The 16533-nt window shown below is 67.6% G+C and carries 17 protein-coding genes; 2 read left to right on the top strand and 15 right to left on the bottom strand.

The genetic code is table 11. From position 1 onward, the window contains the following. Positions 1–11: 11 nt before the first annotated feature. The 6 genes from tkt to ACSFBL_RS00155 are packed head-to-tail and all read right to left on the bottom strand — an operon-like array spanning position 12 to position 7669. Positions 12–2036: a transketolase gene (gene tkt / locus ACSFBL_RS00180; RefSeq protein WP_435513714.1), complete on the bottom strand. Its 2025-nt coding sequence runs from the start codon at positions 2034–2036 to the stop codon at positions 12–14. Beyond that, entirely contained in the window at positions 2033–3064 is a 1032-nt protein-coding gene (locus ACSFBL_RS00175; protein WP_435513713.1) for a TRAP transporter substrate-binding protein, read from the bottom strand. Before ACSFBL_RS00175 ends, tkt begins: the two co-directional genes overlap by 4 nt. Before the next feature lie 33 nt (positions 3065–3097). Continuing rightward, entirely contained in the window at positions 3098–3847 is a 750-nt protein-coding gene (locus ACSFBL_RS00170; protein ID WP_435513712.1) for an SDR family NAD(P)-dependent oxidoreductase, read from the bottom strand. Positions 3848–3905: 58 nt separating this feature from the next. Then, positions 3906–4916: a transketolase family protein gene (locus ACSFBL_RS00165; RefSeq protein ID WP_435513711.1), complete on the bottom strand. Its 1011-nt coding sequence runs from the start codon at positions 4914–4916 to the stop codon at positions 3906–3908. Continuing rightward, positions 4913–5773, bottom strand: coding sequence for a transketolase (locus tag ACSFBL_RS00160; RefSeq protein WP_435513710.1), 861 nt, complete (start codon positions 5771–5773; stop codon positions 4913–4915). Before ACSFBL_RS00160 ends, ACSFBL_RS00165 begins: the two co-directional genes overlap by 4 nt. 36 nt (positions 5774–5809) lie before the next feature. Then, a complete protein-coding gene (locus tag ACSFBL_RS00155; RefSeq protein WP_435513709.1) occupies positions 5810–7669 on the bottom strand; it encodes a TRAP transporter large permease in 1860 nt (619 codons plus the stop codon). A gap of 278 nt (positions 7670–7947) precedes the next feature. Here ACSFBL_RS00155 and ACSFBL_RS00150 point away from each other — a divergent pair, with 278 nt between their 5' ends. Continuing rightward, the gene (locus ACSFBL_RS00150) at positions 7948–8835 is read left to right on the top strand and encodes a LysR substrate-binding domain-containing protein (RefSeq protein ID WP_435513708.1); all 888 of its coding nucleotides are present in this window, start codon (positions 7948–7950) and stop codon (positions 8833–8835) included. An 11-nt stretch (positions 8836–8846) separates the two neighbouring features. Here the strand turns inward: ACSFBL_RS00150 and ACSFBL_RS00145 are convergent, their stop codons facing one another. Next, positions 8847–9620 carry an SMP-30/gluconolactonase/LRE family protein gene (locus tag ACSFBL_RS00145; RefSeq protein WP_435513707.1) on the bottom strand — a complete coding sequence of 258 codons (774 nt, stop codon included), beginning with the start codon at positions 9618–9620 and terminating at the stop codon, positions 8847–8849. 221 nt (positions 9621–9841) lie between these two features. Here ACSFBL_RS00145 and ACSFBL_RS00140 point away from each other — a divergent pair, with 221 nt between their 5' ends. Continuing rightward, positions 9842–10150 carry a globin domain-containing protein gene (locus ACSFBL_RS00140; protein ID WP_435513706.1) on the top strand — a complete coding sequence of 103 codons (309 nt, stop codon included), beginning with the start codon at positions 9842–9844 and terminating at the stop codon, positions 10148–10150. 123 nt (positions 10151–10273) lie between these two features. Here the strand turns inward: ACSFBL_RS00140 and ACSFBL_RS00135 are convergent, their stop codons facing one another. The 8 genes from ACSFBL_RS00135 to ACSFBL_RS00100 all read right to left on the bottom strand — a co-directional run bounded on the left by ACSFBL_RS00135 (position 10274) and on the right by ACSFBL_RS00100 (position 16513). Beyond that, complete coding sequence (locus ACSFBL_RS00135; protein WP_435513705.1) at positions 10274–12256, bottom strand: PAS domain-containing hybrid sensor histidine kinase/response regulator; 1983 nt, start codon at positions 12254–12256, stop codon at positions 10274–10276. A 17-nt stretch (positions 12257–12273) separates the two neighbouring features. Further along, on the bottom strand, positions 12274–13032 hold the full coding sequence (locus tag ACSFBL_RS00130) for a response regulator (RefSeq protein WP_435513704.1): 759 nt from the start codon (positions 13030–13032) through the stop codon (positions 12274–12276). A 55-nt stretch (positions 13033–13087) separates the two neighbouring features. Further along, positions 13088–13282, bottom strand: coding sequence for a hypothetical protein (locus ACSFBL_RS00125; RefSeq protein WP_435513703.1), 195 nt, complete (start codon positions 13280–13282; stop codon positions 13088–13090). Between the two features lie 20 nt (positions 13283–13302). Further along, entirely contained in the window at positions 13303–13647 is a 345-nt protein-coding gene (locus ACSFBL_RS00120) for a hypothetical protein (RefSeq protein ID WP_435513702.1), read from the bottom strand. Between the two features lie 129 nt (positions 13648–13776). Further along, positions 13777–14148: a type II toxin-antitoxin system VapC family toxin gene (locus tag ACSFBL_RS00115; protein WP_435513701.1), complete on the bottom strand. Its 372-nt coding sequence runs from the start codon at positions 14146–14148 to the stop codon at positions 13777–13779. Then, positions 14135–14344, bottom strand: a complete 210-nt coding sequence (locus ACSFBL_RS00110; RefSeq protein ID WP_435513700.1) for a type II toxin-antitoxin system VapB family antitoxin — start codon at positions 14342–14344, stop codon at positions 14135–14137. The genes ACSFBL_RS00115 and ACSFBL_RS00110 overlap by 14 nt, the downstream gene beginning before the upstream one ends. Positions 14345–14471: 127 nt before the next feature. Further along, positions 14472–15491 carry a Bug family tripartite tricarboxylate transporter substrate binding protein gene (locus ACSFBL_RS00105; RefSeq protein ID WP_435513699.1) on the bottom strand — a complete coding sequence of 340 codons (1020 nt, stop codon included), beginning with the start codon at positions 15489–15491 and terminating at the stop codon, positions 14472–14474. Between the two features lie 62 nt (positions 15492–15553). Continuing rightward, positions 15554–16513, bottom strand: coding sequence for a 2-hydroxyacid dehydrogenase (locus tag ACSFBL_RS00100; protein ID WP_435513698.1), 960 nt, complete (start codon positions 16511–16513; stop codon positions 15554–15556). Between the last annotated feature and the right edge of the window lie 20 nt (positions 16514–16533).

The following is a 16533-nucleotide window of genomic DNA, read 5'->3' as shown; positions in this document are numbered from 1 at the left end:
CGATGTCCGTTTCAGTTTTCATATTGCAGGCATCGCTTCGCCTCGGCGACCACCGCCGAAGGCACGATGCCGAAGTGCTCATACAGTTCGTCGGCGGGACCGGACGCGCCGAAGCCCGTCATGCCGATGAATCCGCCGCGCTCGCCCAGGTAGCGGTCCCATCCGAAACGCACGGCGGCTTCCACGGCCACGCGGACGCCGCCCGGCGGCAGGACGGAGGCCCGGTAGGCCGCGTCCTGTGCGTCGAAGAGTTCCCAGCAAGGCATCGACACCACGCCGGTGGGCACGCCCTGGGCCTGCAGCAGTGCGCGCGCCTGCAAGGCGATCGTCACTTCGGAGCCCGTCGACATGAGCGTGACCTGGCGCGGACCACCTTCGGCCTCGGCCAGCACGTAGCCACCGCGGCGCGAGAGGTTGTCGGCCTGGTAGGTGCGTCGCACGAGTGGCAGCGCCTGTCGCGCGAAGACCATCGTGACGGGCCCGCTGCGGTGTTCGAGCGCGACCTCCCAGCATTCCGCGGCCTCGACCGCATCGGCCGGTCGCAGCACCAGCATGTTGGGCATGGCGCGCAGCGAGGCCAGGATCTCCACCGGCTGGTGCGTGGGGCCGTTCTTGCCGACGCCGATCGAATCATGGCTGAACACGAACTTGACGGGCAGGCCCATCAGCGCCGCCATGCGCATGGCGGGCCGCTCGTAATCCGAGAAGGCGAGGTAGGTGACCGCCAGCGGGATGACGCCGCCATGCGCGGCCATGCCGTTGGCCATGGAACCCATCAGGTGTTCGCGTACGCCGCAATGCACATACGCGCCGCCGCGATCGGCCGCGGTGAAGGCCGCGAGCCGACGCTTGTGGCTGGTCGGCGCCTCGAGGTCGGCGCAGCCCACCATGCGCTCGGGCAGCACGTCCGTGAGCAGGTCGTTGATCTCGGCCGAGATCATGATGCCGCCGGGCGATTCGCTGCGCGCCGTGGCCTGTCGCTTGTAGCCGAGCAGCGTCTCGCGCCAGCCGTCGGGCAGCTCGCCGGCCATGATGCGATCGAACTCGGCGCGCTCCGCTTGGGCAAGCGCAGCGTGCCGCGCTTGCCATGCTGCGTGCTTCTCTTCGCTGCGCCGGCCGGCATCGCGCCAGGGCTTCAGCACCGACGGGGGCACTTCGAACGGCGCATGCGGCCAATCGAGCTCCTTGCGGGCGATGTCCGCATCTTCGGGATGCAGGCGCCCGCTGTGGCCGCCGCGTTGGCCCTGGAGGCGCGCGAGGCCGCGTGCGATGACTGTGCGGCAGGCGATCATCGACGGACGGGGGTCGAGCTTCGTGGCAGCCAATGCCGCCGACACCGCTTCGAGGTCGTGCCCGTCGACCTCGATCACGTGCCAGTCCGCCACACGAAAGCGCTCCGCGACGTTCTCGCTGATCGACAGCGCGGTGCTGCCGTCATCGGTGATGCGGTTGTCATCCCACAGCAGCACCAGCTTGCCCAGGCGAAGATGGCCGGCCAGCGAGATCATTTCCTGGCCGATGCCTTCCTGCAGGCAGCCGTCGCCGACGAAGGCGTAGGTGTGGTGGTCGACCAGGCCGCTGCCGAAGCGCGCGTTGAGGTAGGCCTCCGCCACGGCCATGCCGAAGGCGTTGGCGATGCCCTGGCCGAGGGGGCCGGTGGTCACCTCGATGCCGTGCTCGGGCGCGATCTCGGGATGGCCTTCGCAGCGCGACCCCATCTCGCGGAAGCGCTGGACCTGATCGATCGAGATCGCCTCGTAGCCCGTCAGGTACAGCAGCGCGTAGAGCAGCATCGACCCATGGCCGTTCGACAGAACGACGCGATCGCGATCCGGCCACGTCGGGTCGGCAGGCAGGAACTTCAAGTGGCGGGTGTAGAGCGCGGTGGCGATCTCCGCCATGCCGAGCGGCACGCCCTGGTGCCCTTCACCCGCACGCACGATCGCATCGATCGCCAGGAAGCGGATCGCGTTGGCAAGCTCCGACAACGCGGACCCGGGCGCAGCGTCGGTGCTCGGGGCAAGCACTGCACTCATGCGAGCGACCCTGCGCTTTCCTCGAGCAGCTTCCATGCATCTTCGCCGAACTTGCCGCGCCAGTCCTTGTAGAAGGTGGTCTTGGCGAGGGTGGCCTTGAACGCCTTCTTGTCGGGCTCGATGAACTGGAGGCCCTTGGCCTGCAGATCGCCGCGCAGCGACTTGCTGAGTGCGGCGATGTCGGCGCGCTCGTCATCGGCGGACTTGTCGAACTCGCGGAAGACGATCTCCTGGATGTCCTTGGGCAGGCGGTCCACGGCCTTGCGGTTGCCGAGGATCCAGTAGGCATCCCACACGTGGTTGCTCAGGCTGCAGTACTTCTGCACCTCGTACAGGCGCGCCGTGGCGATGATCGCCAGCGGGTTCTCCTGGCCTTCGACCAGCTTGGTCTGCAGCGCCGAATACACCTCGTTGAAGTTGATGGGCGTCGGGCTCGCGCCCAGGGCTGTGAAGAGCGTCGACAGCATCGGCGCCGAAGGCACGCGCAGCTTCAGGCCGCGCAGGTCGTCGGGCGTGTTGATCGGCTTGGTGGAGGTGGTGATCTGCCTGAAGCCGTTGTCCCAGGCCTTGGACATGGTGAGCAGGCCGACCTTGTCGATCTGGCCGCGCACGTACTTGCCGAGCGGGCCGTCCACCGCCTTCCAGACCTGGTCATAGTCGGTGAAGGCAAAGCCGGTATTGACGATGCCTGCCGCCGGCACCAGGGTCGAGAGCACCGAGCTGGCCTGGTTGAAGAACTCCACGCCGCCGTTGCGCACCTGGGCCAGCAGGTCCGTGTCCGAGCCCAACTGGTTGGCCGGGAAGAGGCGGATCTCCAGACGGCCCTTGGTCGCTTCCTTGATGCGGTCGATGGCTTCCTGCGCCCGCTTGTTGACCGGGTGGCTCGGGTCCTGCCCGGTGGCGAGCTTGTAGGTGAATTCGGCGGCATGCGCGCGCCGCGGCAGCAGGCCGACCAGGGGGAGGGCGGCCGCGCCAGCCAGGCATTGGCGGCGGGTGAGGCTGGGGCGCGAGGCTTCGGGCTTTGTCATCGTTGTCTCCTTGGGGGTGTGTGAATCAGCCGGTCAGTGGATCAACATGCCGCCGTTGACGTCGAGCGTGACGCCGGTGCAGTACTTGGCCAGCGGACTGGCGAGGAAGACGACGCAGCCGGCGACGTCGGCCGGCTCGCCGATGCGGTTCAGCGGGATCTGGTCCAGGATGCCCTGCATGCGGTCATCGGGGATCAGTCCCTTGTTGATGTCGGTCGCGATCAGGCCGGGCGTGACGCAATTGACGCGGATGCCGTCGATGCCGAATTCGCGCGCCATGGCGCGTGCGAGGCCCAACACGCCGGCCTTCGCTGCCGAGTAGTGCGGGCCGCCCAGGATGCCGCCGCCGCGCTGCGCCGACACCGACGAGATGCAGACGATGGAACCGGTCTTGGCCGCGCGCATCGCCGGCAGCACCGCCTGCGACATGTAGAGCGTGCCGCGCAGGCTGACGTCGAGCACCGCGTCGTAGTCCGCGCCGGTGATGTCTCCCGTCTTGCGCGGCTGCGTGATGCCGGCGTTGTTGACCAGGATGTCGATGCGGCCGCATTGCTCGACGGCCGCCTTGGCCGCGCGTTCGCAGGAGGCCTTGTCCGTGACGTCGGCCACCAGGCCCAGGTGCTGCGGACCGAGCTTGGCGGCCGCGCCGGCCGGGTCGGCGCGTTCGAGGTCGAGGATCACGACGCGGGCGCCTTGCGCCGCCAGCATGCGGGCGGTGGCGAAGCCGAGTCCATTGAGGCCGGCGCCGCCGGTGATGAGGGCTACTTTGTCTGCGAGAAGCATGTGGGTCTCCAAGGAGGTGTTGCGTTGAGTGGGTTGAACGAAAGGGGATTGCGGGGCTTCAGCCGAGCCACTTGCGGATGCGGGCGGCCAGGGCCTCGCGGCTGATGCCGTAGCGTTCGTGCAGCGTGGGCAAGGCGCCTGCGTCGAGGAAGGCGTCGGGCAAGCCGGCGAGCTCGAAGCCGGCCGGCTGCACCCGATGCCGCAGCAGCGCGCTGGCGACGGACTCGCCCAGGCCGCCGATGACGGAGTGGTTCTCGGCGACCACCACGAGGCGATGCTTGTAGCGAACGGCCTCCACGATGGCCGCTTCGTCGAGCGGCTTGATGGTGGGGCAGTGCAGCACGGCTACGCCGACGTTGTCCGCGGCCAGGTCCTGCGCGACTTCGAGCGCGCGCATCGTCATGAAGCCGCTGGAGATGACCAGCACGTCATTGCCGTCGCGCAGCATCCTGGCCTTGCCGAGCTCGAACTTGTAGTCGTACTCGTCGAGCACCAGCGGCACGTTGCCGCGCAGGAGGCGCATGTAGACCGGCCCCTTGTGCGCCGCGATCTGCGGCACGGCCTGCTCGATGTCGAGCGCGTCGCACGGATCGACGATCGTCAGCCCGGGAATGCCGCGCATCATCGCGATGTCCTCCGTCGCCTGGTGGCTGGGGCCATAGCCGGTCGTCAGGCCGGGCAGCGCGAAGCACATCTTGACGTTGAGGTTCTCCTCGGCAATCACCTGGTGGATGAAGTCGTACGCGCGACGCGTTCCGAACACGGCGTAGGTGGTTGCAAAGGGCACCAGCCCTTCCTTGGCCATGCCGCCCGCTGCGGCGAGCAACAGTTGCTCGGCCATGCCCATCTGGTGGAAGCGCTCCGGGTAGGCCTGCGCGAACAGATGCAGGTCGGTGTACTTGGCCAGGTCGGCCGTCATGCCGACGACCTCCGGACGCTGCGCACCCAACTCCACCAGTGCCTTGCCGAAGGGTGCGGCCTTGACGCGCTGTCCCTCGGAGGCGATCGAGGCGATCATCGCCGAGGTGGTCAGGCGCGGCTTCTTCGTTTCTGCGACGACGGTGTTCATGCGAGTGCTCCTTCGGTTTGACTGGTGGCGGCCCAGCCGTCGTCCAGGATCTGCAGCGCTTGCTGCCATTCGGGCGGGTCGACCCGGATGAAGTGGTTCTTCTCGCGCTGCTCCAGAAAGGGCACGCCCTTGCCCATCAGCGTGTCGAACAGGATCACGCGCGGCTTGGCCTCGGCCAGGTCGCGTGCGTTGCAGAAAGCCTTCAGCACGGCCGGCATGTCGTTGCCGTCCACACGCTGCACGTCCCATCCGAAGGCCGCCCACTTGTCGGCCAACGGCTCGAAGCCGAGCACCTTGCTCGATGGGCCGTCGGCCTGCTGGTTGTTGATGTCGACCAGGCAGATCAGGTTCGACAACCGATGGTGCGCAGCGCCCATCGCGGCCTCCCACACCGAGCCTTCGTCGAGTTCGCCGTCGGACATCGACACATAGACGAAAGCCGGGTTCTTCTTCTGGCGCAGGCCGAGGGCCATGCCCACGGCGATCGGCAGGCCCTGGCCGAGCGAACCGCCCGACATCTCCATGCCCGGCGTGTAGGTGGCCATGCCCGACATCGGCAGGCGGCTGTCGTCGCTGCCGTAGGTTTCGAGTTCGCTCTCCTGGATGATCCCGCCCTCGATCAGCGCCGCGTAGAAGGCAATCGCGTAGTGGCCGTGCGAGAGCAGGAAGCGGTCGCGGCCTTCCCACTCGGGTTCGGCGGCGCGGTAGTTGAGGGCATGGCCATAGGCCACCGCGAGCACATCCGCCCAGCCGAGGGCCTGGCCGATGTAGCCCTGGCCCTGCACCTCGCCCATGCGCAGGGCAAAGCGGCGGATGCGGTAGGCACGCTCGCGAAGATTGTTCGTCTGATCAGACATGGGGGTCCTTGTTGAAAGTCGGTGAGGGGAGGGGGCTCAGAGCAGCCCGATGGAGAACCAGGGCACGAAGGCCACGATCAGCAGGCCGATGAGCAGCGCACCGAGATACGGCCAGATGCGGCGGAGCGCGACGTCCGGGTCTGCGCGGCCGATCGTGCAGGCGGCGTAGTAGCCCAGGCCGAAGGGCGGGGCGAAAAGGCCGATGCCCATCGCGAGGATGATCACCATCGCGTAATGCACTTCATGCACGCCGATGGCCTTGGCGACCGGAAACAGCAGCGGCGCGAAGAGGACCATCGCCGGGATGCCTTCGAGCACGCTGCCGAGCACGATGAAGGCCGCGATCGACACCAGAAGGAAGCCGTACTTGCCGCCGGGCACGCTGGTCATCAGGTCGGCCAGGCTGTGCGAGAAGCCCGATTGCGTGAGCGCCCACGACATGCCGGTGGCCGTGCCGATGATGAAGAGGATCGCGCCGGACAGGGCCGCCGTGTCGACCAGCATCGGGTAGAGCCGGCGCCAGTCGAAGCGGCGGTAGATGAACAGGCCTGCGATCACCGCATAGGCGATGCCGATGGTCGACACCTCGGTGGCGGTGGCCACGCCTTCGACCACGGCCGTGCGGATCAGCACCGGCAGCAGCAGCGCCGGCAGCGAGACGAGCAGCGTGCGGCCGATGACGCTGAGCGGTGCGCGCTTCAGCCCATCCGCGATCTCGGCGCTGCGATAGCGGGCCAGCAATGCCAGCATCACCGCCAGCACCACGCCCGGCAGCAAACCACCGGTGAACAGCGCCCCGATCGAGATGCCTGCGACCGAGCCGATGGTGATCAACACCAGCGAGGGCGGAACGGTCTCGGCCATGGCGCCGGATGCGGCCAGCAGCGAAATCAGCTCGCCTTCGTCGTTGCCGCGCTTCTTCATCTCCGGCAGCAGCACGGGGGCCACGGCGGCCATGTCGGCCGTCTTGGCCCCGGAGATTCCGGAAACCAGCAGCATCGCGCCGAGCAGCACGTAGTTCAGGCCGCCCCGCACATGCCCCAGCAGCGAAGCCAGGAAGTCGACCATCGCCTTGGCCATGCCGGTCATCTCGACCAGGTGCCCGAGCAGGACGAACAGCGGCACCGCCAGCAGGATCAGCGAACTCATGCCCTCGTCGATCCGGCCGCTGACCACTGCGAGCGGCGTGGAAGTGACGCAGAGCAGGAAGGCGACCGTCGCCATGCCGAAGCAGAACGCGATCGGCACGCCGAGCAGCACGCCGGTGCCCAACAGCAACGCAAAGAAGATGACCAGGTTCCAGTTGCCGACGGACTGCAGCCAGCCCGAGCCGGCATAGAGCGCGATGGCGAGTGCCGCGATCGTGACAGTCACGCCCACGAGATCGGCGATGCCGACGCGCGCCAGGCGCAGCAGGCCGATCGCGATCATCAGCGCGGCGCCGGCAGGCACCGCCGCGGCGCGGATCGTGTTCGGCCACGACAGGGCCGGCGTCTGCACGATCCACTCGTCGGCGGCGTATTCGGTCATGGGCCCGATCAGGATCACGAGCATGAGGCAGGGCACCGCGATCGCCAGGGTTTCCGCCCAGGCCCTGGCCCGTGCGCCCCAGCGCGACACCAGTGCCGTGGTGCGCATGTGCGAGCCCCGGCGCAGCGCCACGGCGGCACCCAGGTTGGCCAGCCAGAGGAACAGGATCGACGCCAGTTCGTCGGCCCAGGGAATCGGGCTGTTGAAGATGAAACGCATGATCACGCCCGCCAGCAGCACCACCACTTCGCCGACGACCAGTGCGGCGGCGGGAATCTCGATGGCATGGCCGAGCCACGATTCGGCGCGCGCCAGGAGCGAATCGTCCGGTTGCACGGGGTGTGCTTCCAGCAGCGCGGTGCTCACTTCAGGCTCCCGATGCTGGCTTGCAGTTTCGCGCGGCCTTGGTGGGCTGCATGGGTCACAGAGTTCGGCATCTCGGTTGTCTCCTTGAGCGGGTGGATCAATGGGTCGAACGTCGGAGATGCCGATGCCCTCGGCGTGGCCTCTGTGGCTGGCGCGCTGCGTGCCGCCTTGTCTCCTGAGTTCCTGGGGGTGGATGTTCCGCGCCGGATCACTTGACGACAAGCGAAGTCTCTTCAGCCTAAGATGACAGGCGTTCATCTGACGTGAGGGTTCCCCCCATGGCCTCCATTCCGCCCTTCGTGAACCTCCAGGCCTTCGAGGCCGTGGCGCGCCGCCGCAGCTTTGCGCTCGCGGCCGCGGAGCTGCATCTCACCGCCTCCGCGATCAGCCACCAGGTGGCGCGGCTCGAATCGCAACTGGGTGTGCGCCTGTTCGAACGCAGTGCGCATGCCGTGCGCCTGAGCGCTGCCGGCGAGCACTACCTCTCGCGGATCGGGGGGGCGCTACAGGCGATCGGCGCGGCGAGCGACGACTTGCGCCAGGGCGTGCGCAACAGCCTCTACGTCCACTCCACGCCGAGCTTCGCGAGCTTGTGGCTTCTCCCGCGCCTGCCTGCCTTCGCGCGGGCCTACCCCGACATCGCGCTCAATTTGTCGGCCGCGCACACCCACAGCGACTTCAAGCTCGGGCAGGCGGACATCGATATCCGCTATGGCAAGCCGCAGTGGCCCGACCTCGTCATCGAGCCGCTGTTCGAGGAGAAGATCGTGCCGCTGGCGAGCCCCGCCTTCATTCGCGAGCACCGACTCAAGCGTCCGGAGCAGCTGCTTGATGTTCAGCTGATCCAGAGCAACGTCAGCGTGGTGCAGTGGTCCGACTGGTTCGAGGCCAACACCAACAAGCGTGCGCCGGAACGCTTCGCCCTGCGCTTCGACCGCGCGATGATGTCGCTCGACGCGGCCGCGCAGGGCCTGGGCGTTGCCCTGGAGAGCTACACGATTGCCGGCCGGCACATGGCAGAGGGAAAGCTGAAGCCGATCCTGAGCCTGGACAAGGACGTGCGCACCAAGGCGCACTTCGTCGTGTACCCGGCTCACCATGCGAAGCGCGCGCCGGTCGAGGCGTTCCTGTCATGGCTCCACGGCGAGGCGGCAAAGAAGGGCTGAAGGCCGTCCTGCTAGGGCCAACCGACACCGGCGACGCCCACCCCCACCGCGAGCAACTGGCCGGTACCGGCCATCTCGGCCATGCGATCCATGCCGAACCAGCGTGCGGCGGCGATCAGGAGGGTCTTCCGATCCGGCCCGCCCAGCATGCAGGCGAATGCGCCGCGATCCAGATCGATGCGCTGCTGGACCGCGCCGCCTTCACGGACACGCACACAGCACCGGTGAGGCACGTCGGCATACCAGACGCAGCCGTGCGCATCGACGCAAATGCCGTCCGGCGTCCCTTCGCCAAGGTCCGCCCAGACCCGGCGTCCCGACAACGCTCCGTCGGTCGCGATATCGAACGCGGTCAGGCATCGGCCATGCGACTCCGCGAGGATCAAGGTCCTGTTGTCCGGGGTGACCGCCATGCCGTTCGGGAAAGCGAAGCCCTTCGCGAAGGACTGCACGCCGCCATCGGGCGTCACGCGCACCAAGTATTCGCCGTTCACGTAGGCATTTCCACGGCCGTCCACCACGATCTCGTTCCACAGACCGTTCGAGAGGGATGACAGGTCCGCGTAGGTCGCCAGCGCGCCGTCGGTGGTCTGGCGGACGAGTTTGCCGGCACGCGACGAGACGAACAGCAGACTGCCGTCAGGCAGGAAGTCGAAGGAGAGCGGCGGTGCGGGTGCCTGCACGACAGTCGTGAGCGCGCTACCGTCTTCGTCGAGAGCCACGATCTCGCCAGCAGTCCAGTCGGCGAACCACCATCGCCCGTTGCGCCACCGGGGCGATTCCACCAGACCCCGCCTCCCAGCGAGAAGTACAGGTTCGGAAGAAGGTGGCGTCATGTTGGCGATTCTGAGCGCTTTGGCCCGCCAGTTCCACGGCCATCGCTCGCCGCAACAAATGAAACACGCAAGACCGGGCCGCTGAAACGCGACGGATACCTGGGTTGCAGAGCATCGGCACCCGCAGTCGACCTGCCAGTGCCCAGTTGCTCCAACCTTCAGGAATCCAGATGCAAGCCCACCAAGTCCAACTCGTCCGCGAAAGTTTCGCGCGCGTGCAGCCCATCGCCCCGCAGGCCGCCGCGCTGTTTTACAGCCATCTGTTCGACGCGGACCCGTCGCTGCGTGCGCTGTTTCGTGGTGACATGGCCCACCAGGGAGAGCGGCTGATGACGATGATCGGCAGCGCGATCGGGTTGCTCGAGAAGCCCGACGTGCTCTTGCCCGTGCTGCGCAGCCTGGGCGCGCGTCACGGCCACTATGGCGTGATCGACGCCCACTACGCGACCGTCGGCGGCGCACTGCTGCTGACGCTTTAACAGGGCCTCGGAGACGCTTTCACGCCCGAGGTTCGCGAGGCCTGGACGGCGATGTACGGCATCGTCAGCCGCACCATGATCGAGGCGGGCCGAGAGCCGGCCCTGGCGGCCTGATCGAGTCGCTCAGCGCAACAGGTCCGAGACGCGCGCGAGAAGGTCGGCCTTGGAGAAGGGCTTGTCCAGCGAGTCGCAGCGCGCTGCGCGCAGGAACTCGCGCGCATCGGGCGAGAGCGTGTCGCCGGTGACGAACAGGATCCTGTGCGCCAGCAGCGGATGCCGCGCCGACACCTCGCGCCACAGGCCGGCGCCGTCCATGTCCGGCATGCGCAGATCGGAGATGACCGCATCGAAGCGCGCGGTCGCCAGCAGTTCCAGCGCGACCGCACCCGACTCCGCCGTTGCCACCTCGTAGCCGGCGTTCTCCAGCATCTGGCGCATGACGTCGGCCAACTCGGCCTCGTCGTCGACGACCAGGATGCGGGCCTGCAGCGATGCACCGGACTCCGGCGGAGCGCCCGGCGCCGTCTCGGCGGAGGCGATACCGCTGATCGGCAGGCTGAGCCGGAAGCTCGCGCCTTGCGGCGATGCGGACTCCAGGGTCAGCTCGCCACCGTGGTCACGCGCGACCGTGCGCGAGACGGCCAGGCCCAGCCCGGTGCCGACGCCGTCCGGCTTGGTGGTGAAGAAGGGTTCGAACACCCGGTCTCGCGCATCGCTTTCGACGCCCGGCCCGTTGTCGGACACACGCAACCACACGCGCGGTTCGCAGTTGGCGCGCGCGGGCTCCATCCCGGTCTCCACAAGCACGCGGCGCGCGCCCTGCGTGCCGGCAAGTGCCTGCTGTGCATTGACCAGCAGGTTCATGACGACCTGGCCGATCTGGTCGCCGTCCACGTTGACCTGGGGCAGCGCCTCGGCCAGCGAAAGCTCCAGGTCGATGCCGTGCGTGCGGTAGCCGTACTGCAGCATGTCCACCGCGGCGCGCACCATCTCGTTCAGGGCGACCAGGCTGCGCGTGGTCGGTCGGCTGCGCGCCATGTTCAGGAAGGTGCGCACGATGCGACCGCAGCGCTCGGCCGCCTCGCGGACGCGTTGCGCGTCGGCACGCAACTCGGGCTGCGCTTCGCACTTCTCTTCGAGCAGGCTCGCGCGGCCCATCACGATCGCCAGCGGATTGTTCAACTCGTGTGCCACACCGGCGAGAAGGCTGCCCATGGCGGTCAGCTTCTCGCTCTGTCGCAAGGCCTCGCGTTGGCGGGCGATCTGCGCGGCGGCGGCGTGTCGCTCCGACAGGTCGGCGATCGACGCCGTGTAGAACACATGGCCGTGCGCGTCGGTGCGCCACAGCACCATTTCCATTGGAAATTCGGCGCCGTCGGCGCGCAGCGCGTACATCTCCAGGCGCTTGCCCATGACGCGCGGTGCACCGCCGGCCTGCAAGCGCCGCATGCCGGCCTCATGCGGACCGCGAAAGCGCTCCGGCATCATCACTTCGCTGACGGGCTGGCCCATGACGGCGCTGCGCGCGCGGCCGAACATCGCCTCGGCCGCCGGATTGAATTCGACGATCCGCCCCAGCTCGTCGGTCGTCACCAGCGCCGCCAGTGCGTGGTCGACGATGGCCGTCTTGAGCGCCTCGCTCGTGTTCAGGTCGTCAAGGCGCGAGGCCAGTTCCTGCTCTCGCAGCTTGAGCTCCGTGTGGTCACGGCCGAACACCGCGACCACCTCGACCTCACCATCGACCGGGCCGTAGGGAATGAAGGTCTCGCGCAGGTAGCGCAAGCCATGGCCCGGATACTCGACCCAGCCTTCGAGCCGCAGCGCCTCGCCGGAGAACACGCGCGCCGCAAGAGGCTGGTAGCCGCTGTAGGCGGCCGCACCGACCACCTCCGACAAATGGCGCCCGATCACCTCGCTGGCCGGCCGCCCGAGAAACTCGAGCACCTCCCGGTTCGCGTAGACGTAGCGGTGCGCGCGGTCGATGACCGAGAGCCGTGCCGTGATGTGCTCGAGCAGCACGCTCGAAAGGCGTTGGTCCAGCACCGCGGCGGGCATCTCGGCCCATCGCATCATGCCGAGCGAACTGAGTTCACGCGATGGGATCATCCGGGTGGCCTCTCGGGTCAGTCTTGGGTGGCGGAAGGCACGAAGACGTAGCCGACATTGCGCACCGTCTTGATCAGCTCCGGCCGGTCGGGATTGCGCTCGATCTTGCGGCGCAGCCGCATCACGCGCAGGTCGATCGACCGGTCGAACACGTCCCAGCCGCGGTTGTGGGCCTGCTCCATGATCTGGTTGCGGTTCAGCGGCCGGTTGGGATGGCGGGCGAAGAGGGCGAGCAGGTCGAACTCTGCGGCGCTGATCTCGACGTCTGCCCCGTCGGTGGCGCGCAAGCGCCGTTCGTCGAGGTCCAGCCAGTACGCGCCAAAGGCGATGCGGCGCGAATCGGTGGCCGCAACGCTCGCCTGGGTCGTTGGCGTGGCGCCAGCCACCACTGCCGCGCGTCGCAGCACGGCACGCACCCTGGCCAGCAATTCGCGCATCTCGAAAGGCTTCGGCAGGTAGTCGTCGGCGCCGAGTTCCAGCCCGATGATGCGATCGATCGACTCGCCGGCCGTGGTCAGCATCACCAGGCCGATGCCCGGCCGCGTTTCACGCATCCAGCGTGCCAGAGACAGGCCGTTCTCACCGGGCATGTTGATGTCGAGGATGGCCAGCGCGGGCGCCCCGGACGCCACCGCCTGGCGCGCTTCGGCCGCGTCGGCGGCTGTGCGTACCGTGAAGCCGTGGCGCCCGAAGTACTCGGCCAGCAACGAACGCAACTCGGGCTCGTCGTCGACGACCAGCACGACCGGGCCGGGGTTCTCTGCTGCCTGACTCATCGTAGGGTTCCCCTCCACAGTGGGTGGGGCAGAGTCTATCGGCACCGGCCGGAAATCACTTGGCCAGTGCGATACTGGTGTCGGCGGCGGCGATGAGGGCGGCGTCGACGGGCTCCAGCGCTGCGGGCATGGCGATGTCGAACGAAGGCATCACGGGTGTGGCTCGGGCGATCACGTCGCGCGGCGTGGCGTGCACGACCAGCACGCCGGCGAGGATGGCGAAAAGGGCGGCGGCAAGGATCCTGATCATGATGAGTCCCCGGTCCTGACTCAATGCCCGATCGGGCTGACTGCCACGGCGGCTGACAGCTCGCCGCGCGGATGCGCCTCGACGGGCATCGCGTCGGCGTTCGTCGATGTCGGCTTGGCCGCGGCGACCGGGGACTGGTCGTCCGCTTCCGTGGGTGCCGCGATCACGAACAGGCCGGCCGGGTGCATGAGGATGAAGGTGTTCGGATCGATCTTCGGGGCCTGGCGCTTCACCAGAATGGCCGGATGCTCGCCCAGGGTATGCACGGCCGGTTGCGTGGCGGCGTCTTGCGCGGTGGCGATCGTGGCGGTGGCAAGAAGTGCGGCGGCGATCGCTGCGGCGAGTGGAAGGCGTGCGTGCGTCATGAAGGTGCTCCGTATCGGTTGGGTGGGTCGGACAGGGCTGCTGTTGCAGCGTCACACCGCAATGATCGGAGGGCGCGGTTTCAGGCGCGTTGCGCGCGCGCCGCGGACGTGTTTCGTTTGTTGCCGCGCTCAATGCGGGGCGAACGCCGCCAGATTCAGTTTGTGCGCAGCCTGGAGAAGGCGTCGATCGCGCGTCCAGAGCCTCGCACCGTCGGCAAGGCAGGTGGCGGCAAGCAGATGCAGGTCGACGTAGCCGATCCCGATGCCGAACAGCCGCTCGTTCCTTAGAAACGCCATGACGTCGGTGTGCCGCGCCAAGGGGATCTCTGGCAGTGCCTGCAATGCACCCACCGTCTCGTCGCGTTGCGGTAGGCTGCCCAGCGCGATCTCCGCGACGACGAAGGGGTGCATCAGGACTTCACCTTCTTCCAGCAAGGACTGCAACGCCGAGTCGCCCCGGGCAAAGTGGTCGATCCATACCGAGGTGTCAACGAGGATCATCGGCGACCTTTCCCCGACGTCGCGGCGCGGCCTGGAGCTTTGGCGCACTGCCGCCCAAGCGTGCCAGTCGGCGCGCTGCTTCCCTTTGGACGAGCGTCTTCAGCGCTTGTTGGATCAGGGCGGAGTTTTCCTGGATGCCCGTGAACGCGCGGGCCTGAGAGAGCAATTCGTCGTCCAGGGTCACCGTGGTACGCATGGCACTTCCTTTTGAATACATCAAACATGGCATCAAATGATGCCATGAATGATGTTATTGGCTCGGTCACCGATTTGAATTCGGTCAGCCGAAAGGGTGCGATGAAGCGCAGGCGCCGCTGTCTGTCCTACTCCGCCTTGATGTTGTTGTCCTTGACCACCTTGCCCCAGCGCTGGGTCTCGGTGCGCATCCAGTCCGCGATCTGCTGGCGGGTCATGGTCGAGGGCTCGGAGCCGAGCTCCTGCAGATGCTTCGCGAATTCAGGGCGCGTGACGATCCGCTGCACGGCCTCCTGCAGCTTGTCGAGCACGGCAGGCGGCGTGTTGGCGGGCGCGAGCAGTCCCTGCCAGGAGCCCGTGACGAAGTTCGGGATCTGCGAGGCGACGGTCGGCACGCCGAGCGTCGCCGCAAACGGCTTGGCGCTGGTGACCGCAATGGCCTTGACCTTGCCACCTTGCACCAACTGGTTGGTCGCGACGACGCTCGCCATCGCGCTGTCGATCTGGCCACCCGCGAGGTCCGCCAGGGCCTGGGCGCCGCCCTTGTAGCCGATGACGTTGAACTCGAAGCCGCGGTCCTGCGCGAGCAGGATGCCCGCCAGCTGGCTGATGGAGGCCAGCGGCGTGCCGAAGCTCGGCGGCTTGCCGCTCTTCTTCGCGTAGGCGGCGAGTTCGTCGATGTTCTTCACAGGGAGATCGTTCCGGACCACCAGCAGGTGCGGCGAATACGCCGGGATCGTGATGGGCGCCAGGTCCTTCTGCGGGTTGTAGGGCAGTTGCGGAACCACGCTGGGGCCGATGGTCAGCACGCTCATGTCCAGCAGCAGCAGGGTGTAGCCATCCGGTGCGGACTTGGCGACGAACGCCGCGCCGATCTGGCCGTTGCCGCCGGCCTTGTTCTCGACGATCACAGGCTGCTTGAACATCTCGCTCAGCTCTTTGCCGAGAAGGCGCCCCAGCACGTCGGAGGTGCCGCCCGCCGGGTTGGGCACGATGATGCGGATCATCCTGCTCGGGTAGCTCGCCGCATCCTGTGCATGGACCGGCAGCGACGCGCCGCCCGCCAGCATGGCTGCCGCAGCCATGCCGATCAGGGCGCGCCTGCCCATGGTGGGGGCGGACCGGGTGGTGGGTGTCTCGGCTTTCATAGGGTATCTCCTTGGATGTGCGACGAGGGGCTCGCGTGGCTGCGAGTGGGCGGGGGAGGCGGTCAGGGCGCCTGGTAGATCACGTTCAAGAGCGGCTGCGCTTGCTGCAGGCGCTCGATGTTCTGCGCCATGAAGCGGTAGCGTCGGTCGAGCAGGGCAGGTGTGATGGCCGAGATGTGCGGCGTGGCGCGCACGTTGGGGAGCTCGTGCAACGGCCAGCGTGATGGATCGACCGGCGCCTGATCCTTCTTCGGATATTGGTACCAGACATCGAGGACGGCCCGCGTCAGCGGGTTGTCGCGCAGGGCCTCAAACAGTGCCTGCTCGTCGACGACCTCCGCGCGCGCCACGTTGACCAGCTGCGACTGCGCAGGCAGCAGTGCGAGCTGGCGTGCACCGATCAGGCCGCGGGTGCTGTTGTCCAGCGGGCAGCAAATCACCAGGAATTGGGCTCGGGGAAGTGCATCGTCCAACGCCGACACCGCGACGTACTCGTGGGCCACGTCCTCCGGCCCCTGCTTGCCACTTCGCGTTACCGCAATCACGTGAATGCCGAAGGTTCTCGCGCGACGAGCGATCTCCTGCCCGATGTGGCCGAAGCCGACGATCACGAGCGTCTTGCCATGGGCCTCGTCGTGCTGCGCGCGGTTGGCGTAGGCCTGTGCCCAGGCCGGGGCGTCCAGGCGTGCCGGGTATTGCCAGAGCTGCAGGCAGTGCTCCAGGATTGCGTGCAGCGTGAACTCGGCGATCGGGACCTCGTGGCCGTGCACGTTGCACACCGTCGTTCCCGAGGGCAGCGACGGGCAGGCGATCTGTTCCGATCCCGCGCCCGGCACATGCACCAGGCGGCAGCGCAGGCGGGTTGCTTCGTCGGCGCTGATGTTGTTGCCGATGACGACGTCCGCCTGGATGGCGCCCGACGCGGGGAAAGCCTGAAGGGCCTCGACCTCGTGCCCGGGGCCGAGCAACGCGCGCAATCTCGGCGCATTGGGTGCATGAAGCCCGACGATCTGGATGTGCATGTCGAAGTCTCGAGAAGAAC

The organism is Variovorax glacialis (genome assembly GCF_051216375.1).
In the GTDB taxonomy this organism is placed as follows: Bacteria; Pseudomonadota; Gammaproteobacteria; order Burkholderiales; family Burkholderiaceae_C; genus Variovorax.
Note: the sequence above shows the minus strand (reverse complement) of the source record. Positions and strands in the feature narration are given on the sequence as shown.

Bases quoted from the DNA above. Each gene is read 5' to 3' on its own strand.
- tkt (WP_435513714.1), bottom strand. From the start codon at position 2,036: ATGAGTGCAGTGCTTGCCCCGAGCACCGACGCTGCGCCCGGGTCCGCG.
- ACSFBL_RS00175 (WP_435513713.1), bottom strand. From the start codon at position 3,064: ATGACAAAGCCCGAAGCCTCGCGCCCCAGCCTCACCCGCCGCCAATGC.
- ACSFBL_RS00170 (WP_435513712.1), bottom strand. From the start codon at position 3,847: ATGCTTCTCGCAGACAAAGTAGCCCTCATCACCGGCGGCGCCGGCCTC.
- ACSFBL_RS00165 (WP_435513711.1), bottom strand. From the start codon at position 4,916: ATGAACACCGTCGTCGCAGAAACGAAGAAGCCGCGCCTGACCACCTCG.
- ACSFBL_RS00160 (WP_435513710.1), bottom strand. From the start codon at position 5,773: ATGTCTGATCAGACGAACAATCTTCGCGAGCGTGCCTACCGCATCCGC.
- ACSFBL_RS00150 (WP_435513708.1), top strand. From the start codon at position 7,948: ATGGCCTCCATTCCGCCCTTCGTGAACCTCCAGGCCTTCGAGGCCGTG.
- ACSFBL_RS00140 (WP_435513706.1), top strand. From the start codon at position 9,842: ATGCAAGCCCACCAAGTCCAACTCGTCCGCGAAAGTTTCGCGCGCGTG.
- ACSFBL_RS00135 (WP_435513705.1), bottom strand. From the start codon at position 12,256: ATGATCCCATCGCGTGAACTCAGTTCGCTCGGCATGATGCGATGGGCC.
- ACSFBL_RS00130 (WP_435513704.1), bottom strand. From the start codon at position 13,032: ATGAGTCAGGCAGCAGAGAACCCCGGCCCGGTCGTGCTGGTCGTCGAC.
- ACSFBL_RS00125 (WP_435513703.1), bottom strand. From the start codon at position 13,282: ATGATCAGGATCCTTGCCGCCGCCCTTTTCGCCATCCTCGCCGGCGTG.
- ACSFBL_RS00120 (WP_435513702.1), bottom strand. From the start codon at position 13,647: ATGACGCACGCACGCCTTCCACTCGCCGCAGCGATCGCCGCCGCACTT.
- ACSFBL_RS00115 (WP_435513701.1), bottom strand. From the start codon at position 14,148: ATGATCCTCGTTGACACCTCGGTATGGATCGACCACTTTGCCCGGGGC.
- ACSFBL_RS00110 (WP_435513700.1), bottom strand. From the start codon at position 14,344: ATGCGTACCACGGTGACCCTGGACGACGAATTGCTCTCTCAGGCCCGC.
- ACSFBL_RS00105 (WP_435513699.1), bottom strand. From the start codon at position 15,491: ATGAAAGCCGAGACACCCACCACCCGGTCCGCCCCCACCATGGGCAGG.
- ACSFBL_RS00100 (WP_435513698.1), bottom strand. From the start codon at position 16,513: ATGCACATCCAGATCGTCGGGCTTCATGCACCCAATGCGCCGAGATTG.